This window comes from Photobacterium leiognathi, assembly GCF_030685535.1.
Taxonomy (GTDB): Bacteria; Pseudomonadota; Gammaproteobacteria; order Enterobacterales; family Vibrionaceae; genus Photobacterium; species Photobacterium leiognathi.
In genome coordinates, this window is sequence record NZ_CP131599.1 from 792,848 (window position 1) to 813,578 (window position 20,731).

General features: G+C 39.2%; 19 protein-coding genes and 1 pseudogene. 18 read left to right on the forward strand and 2 right to left on the reverse strand.

The window, feature by feature from the left end:
* Positions 1-2 precede the first annotated feature (2 nt).
* The 7 genes and pseudogenes from Q7674_RS03670 to Q7674_RS03700 all read left to right on the forward strand — a co-directional run bounded on the left by Q7674_RS03670 (position 3) and on the right by Q7674_RS03700 (position 6,453).
* The gene (locus Q7674_RS03670; RefSeq protein ID WP_305421715.1) at positions 3-1,349 is read left to right on the forward strand and encodes an NAD(P)/FAD-dependent oxidoreductase; all 1,347 of its coding nucleotides are present in this window, start codon (positions 3-5) and stop codon (positions 1,347-1,349) included.
* Positions 1,349-2,217, forward strand: a pseudogene (locus Q7674_RS03675) (DUF1365 domain-containing protein). The gene Q7674_RS03670 and the pseudogene Q7674_RS03675 overlap by 1 nt, the downstream one beginning before the upstream one ends.
* The gene (locus tag Q7674_RS03680; protein WP_045062495.1) at positions 2,210-3,448 is read left to right on the forward strand and encodes an SAM-dependent methyltransferase; all 1,239 of its coding nucleotides are present in this window, start codon (positions 2,210-2,212) and stop codon (positions 3,446-3,448) included. The pseudogene Q7674_RS03675 and the gene Q7674_RS03680 overlap by 8 nt, the downstream one beginning before the upstream one ends.
* Complete coding sequence (locus Q7674_RS03685) at positions 3,436-3,987, forward strand: DUF2878 domain-containing protein (protein ID WP_045062493.1); 552 nt, start codon at positions 3,436-3,438, stop codon at positions 3,985-3,987. Before Q7674_RS03680 ends, Q7674_RS03685 begins: the two co-directional genes overlap by 13 nt.
* Complete coding sequence (locus Q7674_RS03690; RefSeq protein ID WP_045062491.1) at positions 3,987-4,550, forward strand: chalcone isomerase family protein; 564 nt, start codon at positions 3,987-3,989, stop codon at positions 4,548-4,550. Before Q7674_RS03685 ends, Q7674_RS03690 begins: the two co-directional genes overlap by 1 nt.
* 28 nt (positions 4,551-4,578) lie before the next feature.
* Positions 4,579-5,094, forward strand: a complete 516-nt coding sequence (locus Q7674_RS03695; protein ID WP_045062489.1) for a DUF3833 domain-containing protein — start codon at positions 4,579-4,581, stop codon at positions 5,092-5,094.
* Positions 5,095-5,172: 78 nt separating this feature from the next.
* Positions 5,173-6,453 carry a hypothetical protein gene (locus Q7674_RS03700; protein WP_045062487.1) on the forward strand — a complete coding sequence of 427 codons (1,281 nt, stop codon included), beginning with the start codon at positions 5,173-5,175 and terminating at the stop codon, positions 6,451-6,453.
* A gap of 56 nt (positions 6,454-6,509) precedes the next feature.
* On the opposite strand, the gene Q7674_RS03705 is transcribed toward Q7674_RS03700, so the two are convergent.
* Positions 6,510-8,150, reverse strand: coding sequence for a DUF2813 domain-containing protein (locus Q7674_RS03705; protein ID WP_045062486.1), 1,641 nt, complete (start codon positions 8,148-8,150; stop codon positions 6,510-6,512).
* Positions 8,151-8,344: 194 nt separating this feature from the next.
* Between Q7674_RS03705 and Q7674_RS03710 the strand changes: the two genes are divergently transcribed.
* Both Q7674_RS03710 and Q7674_RS03715 read left to right on the forward strand, forming a co-directional pair.
* On the forward strand, positions 8,345-8,740 hold the full coding sequence (locus tag Q7674_RS03710) for a VOC family protein (protein WP_045062485.1): 396 nt from the start codon (positions 8,345-8,347) through the stop codon (positions 8,738-8,740).
* 205 nt (positions 8,741-8,945) lie between these two features.
* Entirely contained in the window at positions 8,946-10,706 is a 1,761-nt protein-coding gene (locus Q7674_RS03715) for a bifunctional metallophosphatase/5'-nucleotidase (RefSeq protein WP_107229556.1), read from the forward strand.
* Positions 10,707-10,759: 53 nt separating this feature from the next.
* On the opposite strand, the gene Q7674_RS03720 is transcribed toward Q7674_RS03715, so the two are convergent.
* Complete coding sequence (locus tag Q7674_RS03720; protein ID WP_107229555.1) at positions 10,760-11,704, reverse strand: hypothetical protein; 945 nt, start codon at positions 11,702-11,704, stop codon at positions 10,760-10,762.
* A 268-nt stretch (positions 11,705-11,972) separates the two neighbouring features.
* On the opposite strand from Q7674_RS03720, the gene Q7674_RS03725 reads away from it, so the two are divergent.
* From Q7674_RS03725 to Q7674_RS03765, 9 genes are all read left to right on the forward strand, one after another.
* Positions 11,973-12,164: a hypothetical protein gene (locus tag Q7674_RS03725; RefSeq protein WP_008989296.1), complete on the forward strand. Its 192-nt coding sequence runs from the start codon at positions 11,973-11,975 to the stop codon at positions 12,162-12,164.
* Between the two features lie 170 nt (positions 12,165-12,334).
* Positions 12,335-12,616 carry an HlyU family transcriptional regulator gene (locus tag Q7674_RS03730; protein ID WP_045062481.1) on the forward strand — a complete coding sequence of 94 codons (282 nt, stop codon included), beginning with the start codon at positions 12,335-12,337 and terminating at the stop codon, positions 12,614-12,616.
* A 448-nt stretch (positions 12,617-13,064) separates the two neighbouring features.
* Positions 13,065-14,618 (forward strand): Re/Si-specific NAD(P)(+) transhydrogenase subunit alpha, encoded by a 1,554-nt coding sequence (gene pntA / locus Q7674_RS03735; protein WP_305421725.1) that lies wholly within the window; start codon positions 13,065-13,067, stop codon positions 14,616-14,618.
* Positions 14,619-14,632: 14 nt separating this feature from the next.
* A complete protein-coding gene (gene pntB / locus Q7674_RS03740) occupies positions 14,633-16,018 on the forward strand; it encodes a Re/Si-specific NAD(P)(+) transhydrogenase subunit beta (RefSeq protein WP_305421727.1) in 1,386 nt (461 codons plus the stop codon).
* A 170-nt stretch (positions 16,019-16,188) separates the two neighbouring features.
* Entirely contained in the window at positions 16,189-17,628 is a 1,440-nt protein-coding gene (gene vxrA / locus Q7674_RS03745; RefSeq protein WP_045062478.1) for a sensor histidine kinase VxrA, read from the forward strand.
* Entirely contained in the window at positions 17,603-18,262 is a 660-nt protein-coding gene (locus Q7674_RS03750) for a response regulator transcription factor (RefSeq protein WP_008989301.1), read from the forward strand. The genes vxrA and Q7674_RS03750 overlap by 26 nt, the downstream gene beginning before the upstream one ends.
* Positions 18,263-18,276: 14 nt before the next feature.
* On the forward strand, positions 18,277-19,152 hold the full coding sequence (locus tag Q7674_RS03755) for a DUF2861 family protein (protein ID WP_008989302.1): 876 nt from the start codon (positions 18,277-18,279) through the stop codon (positions 19,150-19,152).
* Between the two features lie 79 nt (positions 19,153-19,231).
* On the forward strand, positions 19,232-20,416 hold the full coding sequence (locus tag Q7674_RS03760) for an NnrS family protein (protein WP_369526300.1): 1,185 nt from the start codon (positions 19,232-19,234) through the stop codon (positions 20,414-20,416).
* Positions 20,417-20,543: 127 nt separating this feature from the next.
* On the forward strand, positions 20,544-20,729 hold the full coding sequence (locus Q7674_RS03765; protein WP_045062477.1) for a YoaH family protein: 186 nt from the start codon (positions 20,544-20,546) through the stop codon (positions 20,727-20,729).
* Positions 20,730-20,731: the final 2 nt, after the last annotated feature.

Sequence of the window (20,731 nt, forward strand, 5' to 3'; positions counted from 1 at the left end):
TAATGAAAATAGCCATTATTGGTTCCGGTATTTCTGGCTTAACCTCGGCTTGGTATTTGCACAAAGAACATGATGTTACTGTGTTCGAAGCAAATGATTATGTGGGTGACCATACCGCAACTGTCGATATCACTGTGAAAAGTGGTGAGTACGCCATTGATACGGGATTTATCGTCTTTAATGATCGCACTTATCCTAATTTTGAAAATCTGTTAGAGCAGCTTGATATTGTGGGCAAGCCAAGTGAAATGAGCTTTAGTGTTCACAATAACAAAACGGGGCTTGAGTATAACGGTCATTCACTGTCTTCGCTCTTTGCTCAAAAGCGTAACCTTATCAATCCTGTTTTTTACCGTTTTTTATATGAAATCACCCAGTTTAATAAAATGGCGAAAGAAGCTGTTGGTGATAGCGAGTTAATGGAGCAAACCTTAGGTCAGTTTTTAGAGCAGCATAACTTCAGTGACTATTTTGCTGAAAACTACATTTTGCCAATGGGTGCTGCAATTTGGTCTTCTACTTTGTCGGATATGCGTAGTTTTCCACTGAGTTTCTTCCTACGATTTTTCTTAAACCATGGTTTGTTAGATATTACTAATCGACCGCAATGGTATGTGATCCCCGGTGGCTCTCGTGAATATGTACGTAAAATGCAGCAACACATTGGCGATTGTATTCGTTTAAATAGCCCTGTTAGCTCGGTAAAACGTACAAACGGCAAAGTGATTGTTACGTCAAATCACAAACCAGAAGAATTCGATCAAGTGATCTTCGCTTGTCACAGCGATCAGGCATTAGCCATGCTGTCAGATGCCACTTCAGAAGAAGCCTACGTGCTGTCTGATATTCATTACCAAGAAAACGAAGTGGTGTTACATACCGATACGTCTTTGCTGCCTAAACGTCGTATGGCATGGGCATCATGGAATTATTCATTACCTAAAGATCGTGATGAGCGAGAGCGAAACTTAGCTTCATTGACTTACAACATGAATATCTTACAAGGCATTTTTGCCCCAGAGACATTCTGCGTCACCCTTAACCAAACACATGCCATTGATGAAGATAAAATCTTACGTAAGTTTGTGTATTCTCACCCAGTGTTTAATAACAAAAGCATTGCTGCCCAACAGAAGCGCCATTTAATCAATGGTGTGAATCAAACATGGTTCTGTGGCGCTTATTGGTATAACGGATTCCATGAAGATGGGGTACGTAGTGCGCTTGATGTGGTAGAGGCGATAAAAACTCAAAGTCTACCTAGTGGGACACATGATTATCACAACATGGTTGCTTTTACTTCTAGCATCGAACCTGCGACTAAAAACGTAATAAGAAGTTGTGGATGATGGAACAAGGTAAGCAGCTAAATAGCGGGATTTATCAAGGCTGGGTTAGGCATCGTCGATTTACCCCTGTGGATCATCGTTTTACCTACTCGATGTTTATGACTTATATCGACTTAGCTGAATTATCACAACTCAGCCAGCGAGTAACGGGTTTTGGCTTATCCGTATTGAGCTTTGCGCGTTTTTGTCGTGATGATTATGTTTCAGGCGATCAAGATCTTGCTCAAGCAGTAAAAGATAAAGTCTTTGAACTGACGGGAAAACAGTTCAAAGGCAATGTCACCATGCTTTGTCATCTTCGTTACTGTGGCTTGTATTTCAGTCCGCTTAATCTTTACTACTTACATGATGAGGTCGGTAACTGGCAATACACATTAGCAGAAGTCAGTAATACGCCTTGGAATGAAAGACATTATTACGCAGTACCAGCGCCACAATATTGGACGGGTAAAACCTATAACCATGATAAGGCATTTCATGTATCACCGTTCAATCCTATTAAGCAAGAATATTGCTGGCGCTTAACTGAGCCTGATAGCAATTTACTGGTTCATTTGGCTGTTAATAAGAATATAGATAGCACCGCTCCGAGCGAGTATCAAAGTGATTTAAATAATCGCAATCAAAAAGTGTTTGATGCCACCATGCAAATGCGCAAACACAGCTTTAGCTCCAAGACATTAGTAAAACAACTACTACTGACACCTATTATGACGATTAAGGTAGTAGCCGGATCTATTGGCAAGCGCTAAAGCTCTTTATTAAAGGCGCACCCATTTACGATCACCCAGATAAAAACACAGCCAATAACAATCAAATCCAATCAAGTAATGATCACGTAATTAAACGAGGGAATGATAATGCTTAGAAGCGAATTACAACAATCAACAACATCAGTTTCGGCCTCTGATCACGCCTCTAGGAAACTTCTATTCACGGTATTAAATCAGCTAAGTAATGCAGGTTTAAGTGTCTCTGATCCAATGGAAGGAACCGTTTTCTTTGGTGATAAGCAAGCGTCGTTGCAAGCCAATATTGTGGTACATAATCCTTTATTTTATAAGCGACTATCAAGTGATGGCAGTATTGGTGCTGGTGAAGCATATATTGAAGGCTGGTGGGATTCACCAAACCTGACTAACGTAGTGCGAGTACTAGCGAAGAACTTAACCACACTTGATAAGCTAGAAGCGAAAATGGGTTGGGTGAGTAAATTATCAAGCCAAGTCAGTCACTTTTTAAGAAAGAACAATAAACAGAATGCCCGTAAAAACATTTCTGCTCATTACGATCTTGGTAACGATCTTTACCGACACTTTCTTGATCCTAGCATGTTGTATTCATCGGCTATTTATCTCAACGATCACGATAGCCTTGAACAAGCGCAATGGAACAAGATGGATCGTTTATGCCGTCAACTAAAGCTCACCTCAGATGATCACTTATTAGAGATCGGTACTGGCTGGGGAGGCATGGCAATTCACGCAGCGAAACATTACGGCTGTCGAGTTACTACCACTACTATTTCAGAACAACAATATTTGTGGGCGAAACAACAGGTAGAACAAGCTGGCCTATCTGATCGTATAACGCTCTTAATGGACGACTATCGTGATTTAACAGGGCAATACGACAAGTTGGTTTCGATTGAAATGATAGAAGCCGTTGGTAAGCAGTATTTGAAAACCTATATCGAGAAATGCCAGTCGTTATTAAAACCAAATGGATTAATGGCAATTCAAGCGATCACTATTGCCGATCAACGTTATGCAAGTTACAGCCGCAGTGTTGATTTCATTCAAAAGCATATCTTCCCTGGTGGTTTTTTACCGTCTGTTACCGTACTGCTGGATAACTTAACCCAGCATAGTGACTTTGTAATTCGAGATATTAAAGACATTGGGCTGGATTACGCCAAAACCCTAGAAGACTGGCGAGATCAGTTTGATGCCAATGCCACACAATTAGAGAAATACGGCTACGATGAAAGGTTTATGCGTATGTGGCGATTCTATTTTGCTTACTGTGAAGGTGGATTCTTAGAGCGAACCATTAGCACCATTCAATTTGTAGCGAGCCGACCGCAATGGAGAGAGTAAACCCACTTGCTAACAAGCTAAAAGTCATACTTGCAGGCATGGTATTTAATCTGTACTGGTTACTTGCCGTATGGGGGCAATATCGCTTTGTCTACATCCTGTTTTTCATCCTGCTTGTGACGTGGTTTCTTGAAGCTAAAGCGTGGCGTTTTTCATTACTGGCTGCGCTTCCCGGTATTGTTATTGATTCATTGCTTAAACAGTGGAATATCTTTGAATTTGGGGCTCCCAATAGAGCGCCTTTATTCATCGACTTTACAACCATAGGGCTTATTCCAACTTGGTTGATGATGCTTTGGTTAGGCTTTACCACTTTTGTGTGGAGCATACGAGACACCATTACATCCATATCAACTAAATGGTTGCTGGTGGCTGGCAGTATAGGTGGTGCGTTGAGTTATTGGTCTGGTATGAAGCTAGAAGCCGTATTCTTTACGCTGCCAGTATTCGATACCAGCTTAATCTTAATGTTGATTTGGCTAGCGCTAACACGTTACATGCTTTGGTTATTATCAATATTCAATAAGAGGGCAAACTAATGCGTGCGTTATGGCTGCTGTTGAGTCTCGTTGTAATAACGGCTCCACCTGCGCTAGCTTCAAATCAAGCTCCTACGATTACAGAAACGTCAAACAAAGAGTCTGCGATTAAGAGTGTTACTAGCCAGTATCCTTGGTATCAGTGGAAAACTGTGGGGCAAGCAACATTAACATGGGGGCTTTGGGATATTTACAACTCTGAGCTAAAAACACCAACAGGGAAGTACAGTGGGTTAGACTCGAATTTAGCGCTAATCATTCGCTATCTAAGAGATATTGATAAAGATGATCTGCTACAAGCGACTAACGAGCAATGGCAACATTTAGGTTATAGCAAACAACAAATCACACCTTGGCTTACAACCTTATCGGCTATTTGGCCAAATGTGAAAAAGGGTGATCGTCTTATCTTTGTGCAACGTAATGGCATTGGACAATTTTACCAAGGGACTCAACCTTTAGGTAAGCCATTATCTAAATCGTTAACACGCAGTTTTATCGCTATTTGGTTATCACCTAAAACTGATTATCCCGAACTTCGTAAACAACTTATAAATCAATAATATCTAGCTCAATATCTGGAGGTGTGCAATGAAATGGTTACTTGCCTTAATGCTATTACTAACGGGTTGCACAGTTTCAACGTCGGATTATCAACAAACTGAACCTAAGTTTGATTTGTTCGGCTACTTTGAAGGCAACATTACTGCATGGGGAATGCTGCAAGATTACAAAGGTAAGCAAACACGACGCTTTACTGTGGATATTGTTGGTACAATTGAAAATAACACCTTAACCCTTAACGAAGATTTCTTGTTTGATGATGGCGAAACTCAACAACGTATTTGGGTGATCAACAAACTCCCTGATGGTCGTTATAGCGGTAAAGCCGATGATGTGATTGGTGAAGCTCAAGGGGTTGAATCTGGCAATTCGCTGCAATGGCAATATACCTTAGCGATTCCGGTTGATGATTCAGTCTATAACATCAAGTTTAACGACTGGATGTATCGCCAAGACGAAAAGCATGTATTCAACATCGCCACCATGACCAAGTTTGGTTTTGAAGTGGGTAAAGTGACGCTGTTTTTTCAGAAAGTAGATTAGTAGTTTAAAATGAATACTATTTTATTTAAGGGAGGAGTTTGTATAAAATGAAGTTTGTTAACTACGAGTTTTATATGAATGTCAAAGTCGAAATGGAAAGACCCTAAAACTGCAAACGAACTTATAAATAGAATTGTTAATATACAAGCTAAAGAAAAAAACACTAGTTCTCTTCTTTCAGGGTATATTGGATTTAAAAGTCAATTTGATAGCATAAAATTTGACGTTTTTTCTGAACTTTTAAAAGAACAGGTTCGCTTTAATAAAGAAATCCCGTTATTCAACCAAAATTTGTTCTTTAGGAAATCTTTGTTTAAAGCTGCTGATGAAGAAAGACTTAATACAAGCTATGTTAGCGATAATATTAAAATTTTAGAAACCGATTATCTGAATAAACCAAAAAGAGAATATGTATTTATAACAAGGATAAGCTTATCAGGATTAAAAAGAACTAAAAAAACAAAAACACCAAACTCAGAAATTATTTTCTCCAAACAGTGTCCTAAATGTTTTAAAAAACATTATAATTTTGAAGAAGCAAAAAGTCTTTTTCCTAATACAGATGGTTATAATACATGGGTTTCAGTTCATGTTATTGCTAGATGTGAACACTCGGCTTCTGGAAAGGCACTTGATGAATTAGGATATTACCTTGGAATTATAAATTTGATTTATAATTTTAATAAGAGTAGAAGATCATCTGGAACAAAAATTAAACCTATAAATAAAATTCGGAAATATCCTTATCATTCATTGCATTATGATAGTGGAGAAAGAGCAACAAACTTATATTGGTATGAACCAAATTTTTCTGAAATAGGCGATGTCATCTTTGATGATGATGATTTTATAAAAGTAAATAAGCTGTTTAAAAAAATATCAAGAGATATATTGAAAACATCTCGTTATGAGTATTTTAATGAGGTTTTTAACAACTATACAGATAGTTTAGAAACTAATGATCTTAATAAGTCATTTAAAATGCTATGGTCTATTTTAGAAACGTTAACTTTATCTTCTAAAGATAATTATGATGTGACAATAAATAGAGCATTAGTTCCATTTTCTGATAAGTTTATAGTGAAAATGCAACTGGAGATGCTAAGGGAAAAAAGAAATATTGCAGTTCATACAAACAGACAGTTTGAAAATGCTGAGCAATTGACCTATATGTTATTGAATATAATTAATAATTATATTCAATTTATGATAAGGTTAAGCATAAATATAAAAAATGAAAAACAAATTAAACAAGTAATAGACTTGCCAACTGATAGTGATAAGCTTTTTAAAAAAATAAATGATTTAAATTCTCAAATCGAAAATATAAACTCTATTAAAAATATAATGAATATTTAGAAAAAAGCCTACATCACTGTAGGCTTTTTCGTTCTAATCTCAGCTTACTTTAACTATTACCCAAATCCACGCGCCATAGCGATAATGCGTTTTAGCACCCAACGGATCAAAAGCGGAATACGTTCATCTCGTTCTTCTTGGGTATATTGCACAATCGCTAACGCCATATCTGGTTTCGCATTCTTACGCAGTGCTTTGTAGATAATCTTCTTCATGGGTAATGGATTATTTGCTGATACATTTGCTAATTTACGAAAGAGCGCTTCATAACCATTACGATATAAGAAATGCTCAATGTCTCTTGCGGGTAACACGGTTAGGCGTACACGTTCTGGATCATCGCCTAACATATTACGAACTTTATCAGCGTATTTCTTACCCGCAGGATCGCCATCGGCAACAAGGTGCCATTCAATGCCTAATAACTTCGCTAACTTGATTAACGGTTTTAAGCCACTTTGCGCAAACTCGATGATTTGAATACCTTCAGCGGCAAGGTTATAACCGTTTAGCCGTGCCATTTCGTTAAATAGCCAAACCTCGGTTTCACCTTCAACTAATAACCAAACACGAGCAAAGAAAGCGCTTGGTCGATGCATTCGCACATGGAACGTGACTTTACGGGTATCGTCTTTGTTCAACTCACCGTGATCGACACCATATACTTCAGTCTTATGTGGCTGACGGATCAACTTCTTGATCGCAGTTAAAGGCGCAGAGGACAATAACTCAGGGCTATTGGTCGTTAAGATCTTTTGCATCGGCATACTTTGAATAAACGCCCATGCTTGGTGCAACATGATCGGATGCAATCGACCTTCAGGATCTTCAAGGATCATAATAGGGCGAGAAATACGTTTAAGCTCTACAGGCCCTCGGGCACGAATATATTCGTTTAATAAGCTCATTAACATCAAACGAGCCTGTTTTGTCATGGCTGGTTGTATAAGCTGATCAAACGGATTTGAATTTTGAATGGATTGATAGTGTATCGAATGATCTTTACTACGCTGATGGGGCGCAAAGGCAAAGTAGTGATCTACTAATGATCGTAGCGTTGTAATACTACTTTTGATCTCGGCGGTACTCACGTGACCGGGATGGGTCATTAATCGTCGACACGTGTTATCTAATCGGCGTTGTACCCGAGCTTCTTTCTGCGTTTGTGCTGGTAGTTGATCTTGATGGAACTCATGCCCGTCTTCATGCAAACGCCTTGCATCCCGAATACGCACGATAGGGTGTAACACCATAAGCTGTCGAATAAACTTATCGGTGTCTTCATGTGTAATGCCATGTCCATCAAGCTGTAAAAATTGACGTTTAGTAATGATCTTGTCGTTTTCGATATGACTATGGATTTGGTAATAGAAATGCTTAATGCCGTCCTTATCAATTAAGAATGGTTGAAAGCCGCGATAACGACGTGCAAGATGTTCACCTTCGTAATCTTCTTGCCAATGTAAAACAATTTGAATTTCAGTCGAACGCTCATTCCCTAAGGCATGGTCGATATGGAAATCTGAAAAATTGAAATCATAGAATTTCGCGTCTGGCGACAACGCTAAGCATAGGGCATCCAGCAATGAGGATTTACCCCATGCATTTTCACCAATAAGCACGGTTAGCTCATTAAATGAAAGGGATAAACGCTTAATGCCACGGAAACCTGAAATCTCAATGCTTTCTAAGTGCATAAAACTATATAAACCTCGTTGCTTCCCTTATATACCCAAGTGACTTCAATATGCAGGATTCAGATTGAGGTGACTTAGGTATACGATATAGTAAATTAATGGCTGATTAGCTAGCTCTGATCACATATTGATAGCATAATTAGCTACAAATAGTTGAACAATTTCAAATAAATAATGATTGAAGGAATAGTTAGATGGCTAAAATTATCCACTCAATGATCCGTGTTGTTGATTTAGATGCGTCATTAAAATTTTATAAAGAAGCATTAGATTTGGACATTGCTGAGTGTTTGGATTTTGAAGGCTTTAGCTTAGTTTATCTTCGTAATGAAGAAAATGATATGGAACTTGAGCTAACTTGGAATGAAGGTACAGAAGAGCCTTACACTCACGGTACGGGTTATGGTCATATTGCTGTTGCTGTCGATAATTTAGAAGCTGAACATGCCAAGCTTGCAGAGTGTGGTTATGCACCACTTGAGATCAAAGAGTTCTTCCGTGATGGTCAGTTATTGGCGAAATTCTTCTTTGTTCAAGATCCAGATGGCTACAAAATTGAGTTCCTACAACGTCACGGACGTTACAAATAACTTTCGAGTATAGAGTTTGAATGTGAGGTAAGGCGGTATAATTTATTACCGTCTTACTATTAGTACGTCTAATATTCTCATTTATGATATATTGACATTTATCACAAGTATTTTGTCTTTCTGTGTGCGGAGAGAGCTTAATCGGTGACAGCTTACGAATAATCTCTCATTAGTGTGAGTCTTTCAGGGAGAGACATAATTTTTTATGACGAAGAATAATAAAAAGGCAAAGATCACATTTGCTCATATCAATGATACGCATTCGAATTTTGAACCATCTTCTATATCACTAAACCTGCCGCAACATGTTCTGAATACAGAAACTTCTGTTTATGCGAGTTGTGGTGGTTTTTCTCGTATTTCGTCTGCGGTAAATGAACTCAAATCAGAGGCTTTCTTAAATCAGCGTGAATTCATGTTTTTACATGCTGGTGACTGTTTCCAAGGTACGCTTTATTTCTCGTTATATAAGGGCGTAGCAAATGCTGTTTTACTAAATGCAATTGGCGTTGAAGCAATGGCATTAGGTAACCATGAATTAGATATGGGTAATAATAGTGTTGCTGATTTCCTTGATCAGACTCATTTCCCATTGCTTTCTGGTAACTGGGATTTATCCCAAGAAGATCAAACCAAACCCAATCCTCTTCGAGATAAAGCGAATGTATTTGCCTACGATAATCAAACACAAACAGCAAAATACATTACGAAAGATGTTCACGGTGAGCCGATCGCTATCTTTGGTTTAGCGATTGAGAATATGGCAGGTATTGCTAACCCAGATCCTGATACTCACTTTATGAATGTAACTACGGTTGCTCGAAATACGGTTCAGCATCTAAATCAGCAAGGTATTAATAAAATTGTTGTGCTGAGTCACCTTGGTTATGAGCATGACATTGAATTAGCACAAGAAGTGGATGGTATTGGGGCGATCATTGGTGGTCATACTCATACCATGCAAGGTGACTTTACGAATATTGGCTACGGTAAAACCGACCAATACGCGCACATGGTGAATAACACTTGTGTTGTACAAGCTGGTTGTAACGCGTTAGCTGTGGGACACGTTACACTCGAATTTGCACAAGATGGTAAAGTTGAGCAAGCCTTTGGTGCTAACCAGCTGTTACTTGGTCGTCAATTTACTGTTGATGCAGGGCGTACTGAGCATCTTGAAAACGAAGAGCATGACATTGTTCGCGATTTCTTAAGCAAGCAAGATAACATTCGTTTTGTGGTTAAAGATCCCATCATTGAAAACATCCTAAACGAGCATTACCGTCCTGCGGTTCGTGCGCTGCAAACAGAAGAAATCGCAGTGATTAATGAGCCATTACGTCACATTCGTATTCCTGATAGCAGAGGACCAAGCCAAATTGCCCCTTGGGTAGTTGAAAGCTTTGTCTGGAAAGCTCGTAAGCTTGGTTATGATGTTGATTTCGGTATTCATAATGCTGGTGGCGTAAGATGTTCATTTAATCCCGGTGTGATCACCCCTGCGGATATTGCTGGTAAATTACTGCCTTTTGCCATTGGTATTATGATTTACAGCGTGAAAGGTAAGCGTATTCGTCAAGCATTAGAAGGTGCTATCGATAATGCAATCAGTAATGGTGTTGATGGCACAGGTGACGGTAGTTTCCCGTATGTTGCAGATCTGCGTTTTACCTATCGTTGCTGTTCGGTGAAAGGGACACGTATCGAAACCTTAGAGCATTTAAAGGACGGTGAGTGGATCCCTGTTGAAGATGAGAAAGTCTATACTTCTGTTTCTTCTGGTTACACTGCAACAGGTAAAGAGGGCTATGCGCCGTTATTAGATTACGCCAAAGAGCCTAAGCCTATTAACGTGACTATGGCTGATGCGTTTGAAGATTTCGCTAAGCAAAAGAAATCGTTTGATGCGCCAGTGAATAACAATACGATTTATTTTCCATGCACTGGCAATGAAGACGTAGCTTAACGTTTGCTGTTAAGTAATAGCAAAAGCCGAATAGCTCATTCGTGATGAATAGGTTATTCGGCTTTTTTGTGCTCCACGTTTGGTGATGGTTGTGATTTTAGTTTCGCTCTGGCTTTTACGATCACAGGTAATGCATAAGTAGGTATTTGAATTGCAGCCATTAACGCAAGATATTCTGTGCCTAAATAGCTACTAGCAATGGTGTAAGTTAAAAGAACATTTCGATTAGTTGCTGTAATGGCAAACAGTGTGGCATTAGCTTTGTTATAGCGGTGATAGCAGAGGAAAGTGACGGTGAAAAACACTACGCAAAGCAACATACCTAGCATGAGATAATATAGCCCATCGTTAAAGGAGCGGTTAAACATCTCTCTCAATGGGGCTACCAATCCTAATGGGAAGGCAAATATCAACAATACTGTGAATTTGGATAGCTGCCCATGAATATAAACTAATTTTTCACGATTAATGGTGTTATAGCAGAAAGATGAGATAGCCATAGGACCAATAATAAAAATAACCAAACGCTGTATATATTCAACCAGATCAAGCTTTACCGCATCGTCTTGTAGTAGCGTCAAATTGATAAATAGCACCAATGGCATCATTAACGTTGAGGCAATGGTGAGTGCCATCGCATGTAAAACATCATAGCCAAGGGTTTTAGCAATAGCAGGCGTTGCAAACAGTGTCCCCGTAGCAGTTACAGCGGTAACAGCAATGAATAGGGATGTTGGGGCATTGAGCAACCATAAGAGACTCGCGGCAATAAGGGTTAACCCAATACTGTGAAGACAAGCATAGCTCCACACAGAGCGTCGCATTAACTGTTTGATAAGCTGTTCTTGTTTGATCCCAAGTAGGGTGAAAAGCATGAGAAAAAACAAGATAAAGGGCAGAGTAGGAAAGACGGTTTTACTCACATTAGGGAAAATAAAGCCAATAATGCCAGCCACCATCAGTAATGGTGCTGAATGTTTATTAATAAAAGAAAGCATAAGTTAAAAATCCTTTGTTAACTTATTGTTATCATAAATTCTATTGAAACATAGAAAGTAGCCAAATTTGAAATAATATATCGCAAGTAAAATAATGTAATCGTTATTATTGGCGTAATCTGCTCAAAACAAAAAATCCATTTTAATCAAGCATTAACACATAAGAAAAACTAATGTTAATAACGAAATATTGTCATTTAAAAGCGATGAAGTAGCTGTATAAACTAGCCTTAGTTTTTGAGTTAACAATGTATTTTTAGGGGCAATCATGGCACATACTTTCGATATCGATGCTGCGTCACCACTAACAGCTCAGGATAAGAGAAGTTATGAAGTTACAATCAAAGGATTGATTGCACACCTGTATGATCTTGTATTTAACCGATCAAAAAAGACGGTTGCTTACAGTATTGAAGATTTACCAGTACATTTACAGAAAGATATTGGTCTGTACCGATAACATTTTGTATTGAAACTTTTAAAGCCGACATCATTGTCGGCTTTTTTTTTGCGCTAATTTCGGCTATAACCTTACAAAAATAATGAATATTTTTAACTTTTAGGTTAAAGAATTCTTTGTTGTATTGATTAAACATGTAGTCACTCTTTGATGACTTGGAGAATAAAAAGATGGGCTTTTTTTCAAAGCTATTTGGCTCAAAAAAATCAGAGTCAAAAAACGAACAGATCGAGCCAACTCATTATAATGATTACTTAATTTACCCAGAGCCTAAACAAGAAGGCGGGCAATTTAGGATTGCTGGACGCATTTGCAAAGAGATCAACGGAGAACTGAAGACACATCACTTTATTCGCTCTGACTTGTTAAGTTCTCGTCATGATGCTGAAACATTCATGATCAAAAAATCTGAAATGTTCATCGACCAGATGGGCGAGAAAATGTTTGATTGAAAATTGTAGTAATATTCAACAAATTTCATTGCAATTGAGTTGGTATGTCAGTATCTTCTTTAATCATAAGATGGATATCGCACAGCATAGTTATGCTTTTTGTGAATAAGTTAAAGTTAGATTTGTCAGTTATATGGATTTTAAACCCGGCTAGGTGTTTTTAAACAATAGGTTATACGATTATTTTGTGGCTTATTGGGTATAACGAGTCATTACTGTTTTAACAGCTAAAAGCAAGCATTAAAGAAGATACTGCATCACATTGAAAACTGATAAAAATAGAATGTATACATAAAAATGTATTTTAATTTCAGTTAAATAATTACTAATGTGCGATTTTTGACTAACAGATGCGGGGATTTTTGTATTTTTACTACAAAAGGCTTGATATTGCCGATTGGGTTGGATACAAAATGATTATGTTATAGCCAATGTTCAGGGAATAATAATGCAGATTGGTGTACCAAGAGAGGTGCTCGCGCATGAAACGCGAGTGGCTGCGACGCCTAAAACAGTAGAGCAGCTATTGAAAATGGGGTTCAGCGTTGTCGTTGAGCAAGGAGCCGGACGCTTAGCAAGCTTTGATGATTCAGCTTACGAAGAAGCAGGCGCAAAAATTGTTTCAGTAGATGAAGCATGGCAATCGGATCTTATTCTTAAAGTTAATGCCCCTCAGGTAAACCCTGAAAATGGTGTTGATGAGTTTGATCTTATTAAAGATGGTGCAAGCTTAGTTAGCTTCATTTTACCAGCACAAAATCCAGAGTTGTTAGAAAAACTTTCTTCAAAAAATATCAACGTAATGGCGATGGATTCTGTACCGCGTATCTCACGTGCACAGGCATTAGATGCGTTGAGCTCAATGGCAAACATTGCGGGTTACCGTGCTGTAGTTGAAGCTGCACATGAATTTGGTCGTTTCTTTACAGGTCAAATTACTGCTGCTGGTAAAGTACCTCCGGCGAAAGTATTAGTGGCAGGTGCAGGTGTAGCTGGTCTTGCTGCTATCGGTGCTGCTGGTAGCCTTGGTGCTATCGTTCGCTCTTTTGACGTTCGTCCTGAAGTAAAAGAGCAAGTTGAATCAATGGGTGCTGAATTCCTAGAAGTGGATTACAAAGAAGACACTTCTACAGGAGACGGTTACGCAAAAGAAATGTCAGATGAATTCAACAAAGCGGCTGAGCGTTTATACGCAGAGCAAGCGAAAGATGTTGATATCATTATCACAACAGCACTTATTCCAGGTCGTCCTGCACCTAAATTAATCACCAAAGAAATGGTTGATTCAATGAAAGCGGGCAGCGTTATTGTCGATCTAGCGGCAGCTAATGGCGGTAACTGTGCTTACACTGAAGCTGATAAAGTGGTAACAACACCAAACGGTGTGAAGGTTATCGGCTATACAGATATGGTGGGTCGTCTACCGACACAATCATCTCAGCTTTACGGTACAAACCTTGTTAACTTACTGAAGCTACTTTGCAAAGAGAAAGACGGTAACATCGATATTGATTTTGAAGATGTCGTTCTACGTGGCGTTACTGTTATTAAAGACGGTGAAGTAACGTGGCCTGCACCACCTATTCAAGTATCAGCACAACCTCAAGCAAAAGTTGAACCTCAACCTGTAGCAGAAGAGAAAGTAGAAGAGCCAACATCACCTGTTAAAAAACTGGTAGGTTTGGTTGTTGGCTTAGGTGCGTTTGGTTGGGTGGCTTCAGTTGCTCCTCCAGCATTCCTATCACATATCACAGTATTTGTTCTAGCTTGTGTTGTTGGTTACTACGTAGTTTGGAACGTTACACACGCACTGCACACACCACTGATGTCAGTGACGAATGCTATTTCAGGCATCATCGTTGTGGGTGCGCTACTTCAAATTGGTCAAGGCAACGGGGTAGTTTCTTTCCTCGCATTTATTGCCGTACTCATTGCAAGCATAAATATCTTTGGTGGCTTTACGGTTACCAAGCGCATGCTTGAAATGTTCCGTAAAGATTAATAGGAGTAGCGAGAATGTCTGCAGGATTAGCACAAGCGGCATATATTGTTGCTGCACTTTTTTTCATTCTGAGCCTTGCTGGCTTATCAAAGCAAACGTCAGCAAAATCAGGTAACTATTTTGGTATCGCTGGTATGAGCATCGCGCTCATTGCGACTATCTTTGGCCCATACGCGCAAGGTTTGACATGGATCATTCTGGCGATGGTTATTGGTGGTGCTATCGGTATCTACTACGCAAAACGCGTAGAAATGACAGAAATGCCAGAATTAGTCGCAATTCTACACAGCTTTGTAGGTATGGCGGCGGTTCTAGTGGGTTATAACAGCTACCTTGAACCACCAGTATATTCTGGTGAGTTCGCTCACACTGAACACGTTATCCATATGGTTGAAGTGTTCCTAGGTGTGTTTATCGGTGCGGTAACCTTTACAGGCTCTATCGTCGCATTCGGTAAGCTACGTGGCATTATTTCATCTTCACCGTTGAATCTGCCTCATAAGCACAAAATGAATCTTGCAGCAGTAGTTGTCTCTACTTTGCTAATGATTTATTTCGTGAAAGCTGACGGTAGTATGTTTGCTCTTATCGTGATGACGCTGATTGCTTTTGCATTTGGTTACCATCTTGTTGCTTCAATCGGTGGTGCGGATATGCCAGTGGTTGTTTCAATGCTGAACTCATACTCTGGTTGGGCAGCGGCGGCGGCAGGTTTCATGTTAGCAAACGATCTGCTAATCGTAACAGGTGCACTTGTTGGTTCTTCTGGTGCGATTCTGTCTTACATTATGTGTAAGGCGATGAACCGCTCATTTGTTAGTGTTATTGCTAGTGGTTTTGGTCAAGAAGTATCTGTTTCTTCAGATGTTGAATACGGTGAACACCGCGAAGTATTCGCTGAAGATGTGGCAGAAATGCTGAAAGAAGCACGCTCTGTAATTATCACACCGGGATACGGCATGGCGGTAGCACAAGCTCAGTACCCAGTTCACGAGATCACTGAAAAGCTACGAGCTAAGGGTGTTGATGTTCGCTTTGGTATTCACCCTGTAGCGGGTCGTTTGCCTGGTCACATGAACGTACTGCTTGCTGAAGCCAAAGTACCTTACGACATTGTGCTAGAAATGGATGAAATCAATGATGATTTCCCTGAGACTGATGTTGTTCTTGTTATCGGCGCGAACGATACGGTTAACCCTGCTGCAATGGAAGATCCAAATAGTCCAATCGCAGGTATGCCTGTTCTCGAAGTATGGAATGCAAAAGAAGTTGTTGTCTTCAAGCGTTCGATGAATACAGGCTATGCAGGTGTTCAAAACCCATTATTCTTCAAAGAGAATAGCCAGATGCTATTCGGTGATGCAAAAGATACATGTTTGAAGATTCTTGAACATCTTTAATGGATAATCTCCACTAAGACAGAGCCACTCAATTGAGTGGCTTTTTTCGTTTAGTAGGGTATAGACATACAATAATATTATGGGATTCAATGCATTATTCTGTATTAGCTGTATAGTTTTACATGACATTTCATTGACAAATCTCTTAAAAATAGTGTTAAACTGGATTGATGAAAACGTATGTACTTTTATTTACACTTGCATTCTCTGCTGCTAGTTATGCAGATGGAATTTCTTTACCGGAACGTTTAGCCGCTGTTCGTGCTGAATTGCTAGAAAGCAAACCGGTGGCATCATACGACTTTCGAAAATTTCAAAGTAATTATCCATCACCTTTGTTGTTGTCATCGAGTTTACTGCCTCAAACAAAGAAATACCCACTTTCGGCATTACGGCAGCTCTATCAAAATTCGTTGACATGTAAAGGTCCTTGGCCTTACAGCCCTTTAGTGACGCAACCTGTTGTTTTTACAAGAGCTATCTGTAATAAAACGATTTTACCTCCGGGTTGGTTTATCCGTTCGGGCTACATTCATCCCGGTGGCGGTAGTTATGCTATTCGTTATTTAGCAAAGCATCCTGATAAAGCAGCAGAGCTAAGTAAGTTTTTACACATAAATGAACGCCCTTTAGCGTCAGCAACATCATTGCTTGGTCGATTACAGCGTATGAGTAGTGATGAAAAGAAAATTTTAATCTCAGGTTCACAATACTTCATATCTAATGGGGATTTGTGGGTCAGAAATGGCAACAAGTATAATATTTATAACCAAAGTACGTGGCTAAAAGTCTTAGAACAACATGGTTTGCATTTAAAACGTTTTAACCGTAAGGACTTTTGTTTAGTACAAAATGGTAATATTTGTTGGCGCGAGGAGAACAAGTCACATTTAACCTACTATTTATTAATTAGTTTGTTAGTGAGTAATGCGTTAGTACTGGTCGGGTGGGGTATTTACCGTTTCCGTATTCGTCGACGTGATATGCAAGAGCGTATGCTTGTTCTACAAATCTTAACTCACGAGTTAAGAACGCCAATTGCAAGTTTATCAATGACGGTGGAAGGCTTCAGGCGTCACTTTGATATATTACCTGAAGCTTTATACGATGAATTTAGACGTCTAACCGATGATTCAAGGCGGTTAAGACAATTAGCTGAAGCGAGTAAAGATTATTTGCAAGCAAATCAGCAGCAATTAAGCACGCAAGAAGTGGAGTCTTTAAATGAATGGCTTACTTATCTTGCTGAAGAATATGATGTAACTTTGCATCTTTCTGAAGATAGAAGTGTACATGTTAATATTTATTGGCTAACAACCTGTTTAAACAATTTGTTATCAAATGCCCATAAATATGGCGTAGCACCAATTACATTAACGTCATCGTACAATGATGGAAAACTTAAGATTATCGTGCAAGATCAAGGTCCTTTAACAGCCAAAGATTGGTCTCGCTTGAGAAAGCCATTTGTAACAGAGAAAGGTTTAGGCTTAGGTTTAACGATTGTAGAATCGATGATTAATAGAATGGGGGGGACGTTGAAACTCTCTGGCCCACCAACAACGTTTATATTGGAGATACCGTGTGAATCAAACTCTGCTACTGGTTGAAGATGACCGCAACCTTGCCGATGGTTTACTCGATTGCTTGACGCAAGCTGGATACAACTGTTTATACGCAGATTGCGCAAGTAAAGTAGATGCTTTATGGAAAGAAGCTGATCTTGTTGTGCTTGATCGTCAGCTTCCTGAAGGTGATTCTTTAAACTACTTAGGCGCATGGCTTAAGAAAAAACATCTACCAGTAATCTTATTAACAGCAATGGTATCAATTAACGATAAAGTTGTAGGTTTAGATTCTGGTGCAAAAGATTACCTAACTAAACCCTTTGCTGAAGAAGAATTGTTAGCTCGAGTTCGTGTGCACCTTCGTGGTGATGACGATGATACTGCGGCAGCAAACATCATTAAAGTGGGGGGTATTATCATTAACCAAGAGAGCCGTGAAGTGCTTCTAGGTGATGAAAATATTACTTTAACGCGAACTGAGTTCGAACTGCTTGTGTTCCTTTCGAAGAATGCGGGTCGAGTGTTTACTCGTGATGAACTACTAGATCAAGTGTGGGGCTATAACCATTACCCAACAACACGAACAGTAGATACACATATTCTGCAGTTACGCCAAAAGCTACCAGGTATTGATATCGAAACATTACGTGGTGTTGGCTATCGTATGAAGCCATAAGTATTGGCTGTCAAATGAGAAGAATAACGACTTTTCTATGTGGTCTAGGTATTGCGCACTCTCTGTTTTTTGCAGCGAGTGCCAATGCTGATTGGTTTGTTAACCAAAGTGTTTATTCTGAAGCACATAAATATTTGCTCCAAGGGAAAACCGCTCAAGCATTTGGCTCTATTGTAGAAGCGTGGCAGCAATCACCTAACTATGATCAAGAGTCAAACCTTAATGATTTGCTCGATCTTGCGATCGGTGAAGATTGTGGTCATAGCCTAGATAAAGCCGTACTACCCACTTGGTTGTCTAAGCTATCGATTGAACGTGCTGTCGTTCAAAATATTAATCAACAAATATTAAAGCTTTCTATCGTTGGTTTAACTCGTGTCGATATCACTCAGATCACATTCTCTAAATACCCTAATTACTCATTGATTGATGCGACACCTGTCATTGATGATGGTGGCTATTTTACGGTTGAAGCACATAAGCTTGACCACAAGGTTGAAGCGGGTCTTTATAAACTCACAATAGTGGCTAAAGGTGAGCCTGTTTGGAACAAATGGGTAGTGCTTAATGAACCGCCAGCGAAACAAACACTAGGGTGGAAAGACAGTAATTCATGGCGCATCGATAAGATTAAGAAGCCAAATAGCTCTTGTCCTGCTCCAATATTATCGATCAAAATGTATGATTTGAATGATACTGATTGGCGACCATTATGGAGCGAAGAAGTGGATACTCGTTTACCGACTGAGTTACCAAAACTGAACATTCCTGAAGGTCGATATTGGCTTGATGTGGGTTTAATTCAGAGCCGTTGGCAGGGTGAGTTATCTATCTTAGATATTCAAAGTATCACGCGCCCAATTGACTACTCAGATGATGAGCTGGAATAGCTGATAAAAGCCACTTTTAATGAGTGGTTTTTTTATAACATTAAACATGTATAATTAATACATGTTTAATGTTTGAGGCATGACAATGCAAATAGTTGATAAGAGCAAAGAGGATAAAATCCCTGCTATCTTACGTTTGGGATTTCGGCCGTTCTTTCTTGGTGCCAGCACATTTTCTGTATTAGCTATGGTTATTTGGGCACTCTTCTGGTCTGGTCAATCTCAATTCTCTAGTATTATGTATTCAAACCCGATTTGGTGGCATAGCCATGAGATGTTATTCGGTTTTTCTGGCGCTATCATTATTGGGTTTCTCTTAACGGCGGTTCAAAATTGGACAGGGCAGACTGGCATCAAGGGAACGAAACTGCTTGTGCTTTTTGCTCTGTGGTTATGTGCACGCTTAGGCTTAATGTTTGGATCAGTAAGTAGTATTTGGCTATTTGTCGATACAGCATGGATTTTCCTTGCTATGTATTATCTTGCAGTGCCAATTATTAAGGTTAAGCAATACAGAAACCTATTCTTTGTACCCGTGCTTTCACTATTTGGTATGATGAATGTTAAGTTTCACTTAGTGGCGCTTGGCGCATTACATTCATCGATTAGCGCGTTGACGTTACCTATTGTGCTTGTTGTTACCTTAATCACCTTAGTCGTTGGTGGTCGAGTGATCCCATTTTTCACATGGCGTGGTACACAAACAGAGCAAATTACGCGTGTTAAAGTGATTGAATTTGCTGCACTAATACCTGTGTGGTTATTGTTATTGGCAACTCTAATGCCGTCTAGCCTGATACCTGCAAAGTGGGTAGGTGTACTCGCTATTATTACTGCGATGACGAATTTAATTAGATTTAGCCGTTGGCGCAGTTTTTCTACATTAACAAATCCATTGTTATGGACTCTGCATCTATCATATTTGTCCTTAATTGTTGGGCTATTAGTACTAGGATTAAGCGAGTTTAGTTCTGTCGTTAATGTGTCTATTGCAATCCACATATTGGCAATCGGTGGTATTGGCGGCATGATTTTATCAATGATTTCACGTGTTTCACTGGGGCATACAGGTAGGACATTGAAAGTAAATATGATCATGCAAGTGGCGTTTATTGCTCTATTTACCTCACTATTAGTGAGAGTTGTTTTAGTCTACGCAATACCAAGTTTAACGATGAACAGTTATGTTTTATCAGCCTCGCTTTGGGCATTTGCATTTGCAATTTTCGCCATCGTTTATTTTCCTATTTTGACGAAGCCATGAGTTGATGGGCATCCTGGTTAAACCTTGTTAATTGATTTTTTCATTGAACATGAAGGGTTTTATAATCAGTGACATTACAGATTAATCACTCTAAAATAACGCCTCATTCATCAAGAAGAAGACAGTTATGTACAATCACACTCCAACGCTCACTCACGAAGAACAGCAAAAAGCAGCAGAGCGTATTCATGAGTTGATGGCTCAAGGTATTAGTAGCGGTGAAGCTATCATGATCGTAGCTAACCAAATTCGTGAAGAAGATGCTAAACGTCGTGAGGCGGCGGGTGAATCTTTCAGTGATGAAGAAGAGTAATT

Coding starts and splice junctions, on each gene's coding strand:
- Q7674_RS03685 (WP_045062493.1), top strand. CDS start 3,436: ATGGAGAGAGTAAACCCACTTGCTAACAAGCTAAAAGTCATACTTGCA.
- Q7674_RS03760 (WP_369526300.1), top strand. CDS start 19,232: ATGACAATGCAAATAGTTGATAAGAGCAAAGAGGATAAAATCCCTGCT.
- Q7674_RS03700 (WP_045062487.1), top strand. CDS start 5,173: ATGTCAAAGTCGAAATGGAAAGACCCTAAAACTGCAAACGAACTTATA.
- Q7674_RS03730 (WP_045062481.1), top strand. CDS start 12,335: ATGGGCTTTTTTTCAAAGCTATTTGGCTCAAAAAAATCAGAGTCAAAA.
- Q7674_RS03695 (WP_045062489.1), top strand. CDS start 4,579: ATGAAATGGTTACTTGCCTTAATGCTATTACTAACGGGTTGCACAGTT.
- Q7674_RS03720 (WP_107229555.1), bottom strand. CDS start 11,704: ATGCTTTCTTTTATTAATAAACATTCAGCACCATTACTGATGGTGGCT.
- Q7674_RS03715 (WP_107229556.1), top strand. CDS start 8,946: ATGACGAAGAATAATAAAAAGGCAAAGATCACATTTGCTCATATCAAT.
- Q7674_RS03690 (WP_045062491.1), top strand. CDS start 3,987: ATGCGTGCGTTATGGCTGCTGTTGAGTCTCGTTGTAATAACGGCTCCA.
- Q7674_RS03765 (WP_045062477.1), top strand. CDS start 20,544: ATGTACAATCACACTCCAACGCTCACTCACGAAGAACAGCAAAAAGCA.
- vxrA (WP_045062478.1), top strand. CDS start 16,189: ATGAAAACGTATGTACTTTTATTTACACTTGCATTCTCTGCTGCTAGT.
- pntB (WP_305421727.1), top strand. CDS start 14,633: ATGTCTGCAGGATTAGCACAAGCGGCATATATTGTTGCTGCACTTTTT.
- Q7674_RS03710 (WP_045062485.1), top strand. CDS start 8,345: ATGGCTAAAATTATCCACTCAATGATCCGTGTTGTTGATTTAGATGCG.
- Q7674_RS03725 (WP_008989296.1), top strand. CDS start 11,973: ATGGCACATACTTTCGATATCGATGCTGCGTCACCACTAACAGCTCAG.
- Q7674_RS03670 (WP_305421715.1), top strand. CDS start 3: ATGAAAATAGCCATTATTGGTTCCGGTATTTCTGGCTTAACCTCGGCT.
- Q7674_RS03680 (WP_045062495.1), top strand. CDS start 2,210: ATGCTTAGAAGCGAATTACAACAATCAACAACATCAGTTTCGGCCTCT.
- Q7674_RS03755 (WP_008989302.1), top strand. CDS start 18,277: ATGAGAAGAATAACGACTTTTCTATGTGGTCTAGGTATTGCGCACTCT.
- Q7674_RS03705 (WP_045062486.1), bottom strand. CDS start 8,150: ATGCACTTAGAAAGCATTGAGATTTCAGGTTTCCGTGGCATTAAGCGT.
- pntA (WP_305421725.1), top strand. CDS start 13,065: ATGCAGATTGGTGTACCAAGAGAGGTGCTCGCGCATGAAACGCGAGTG.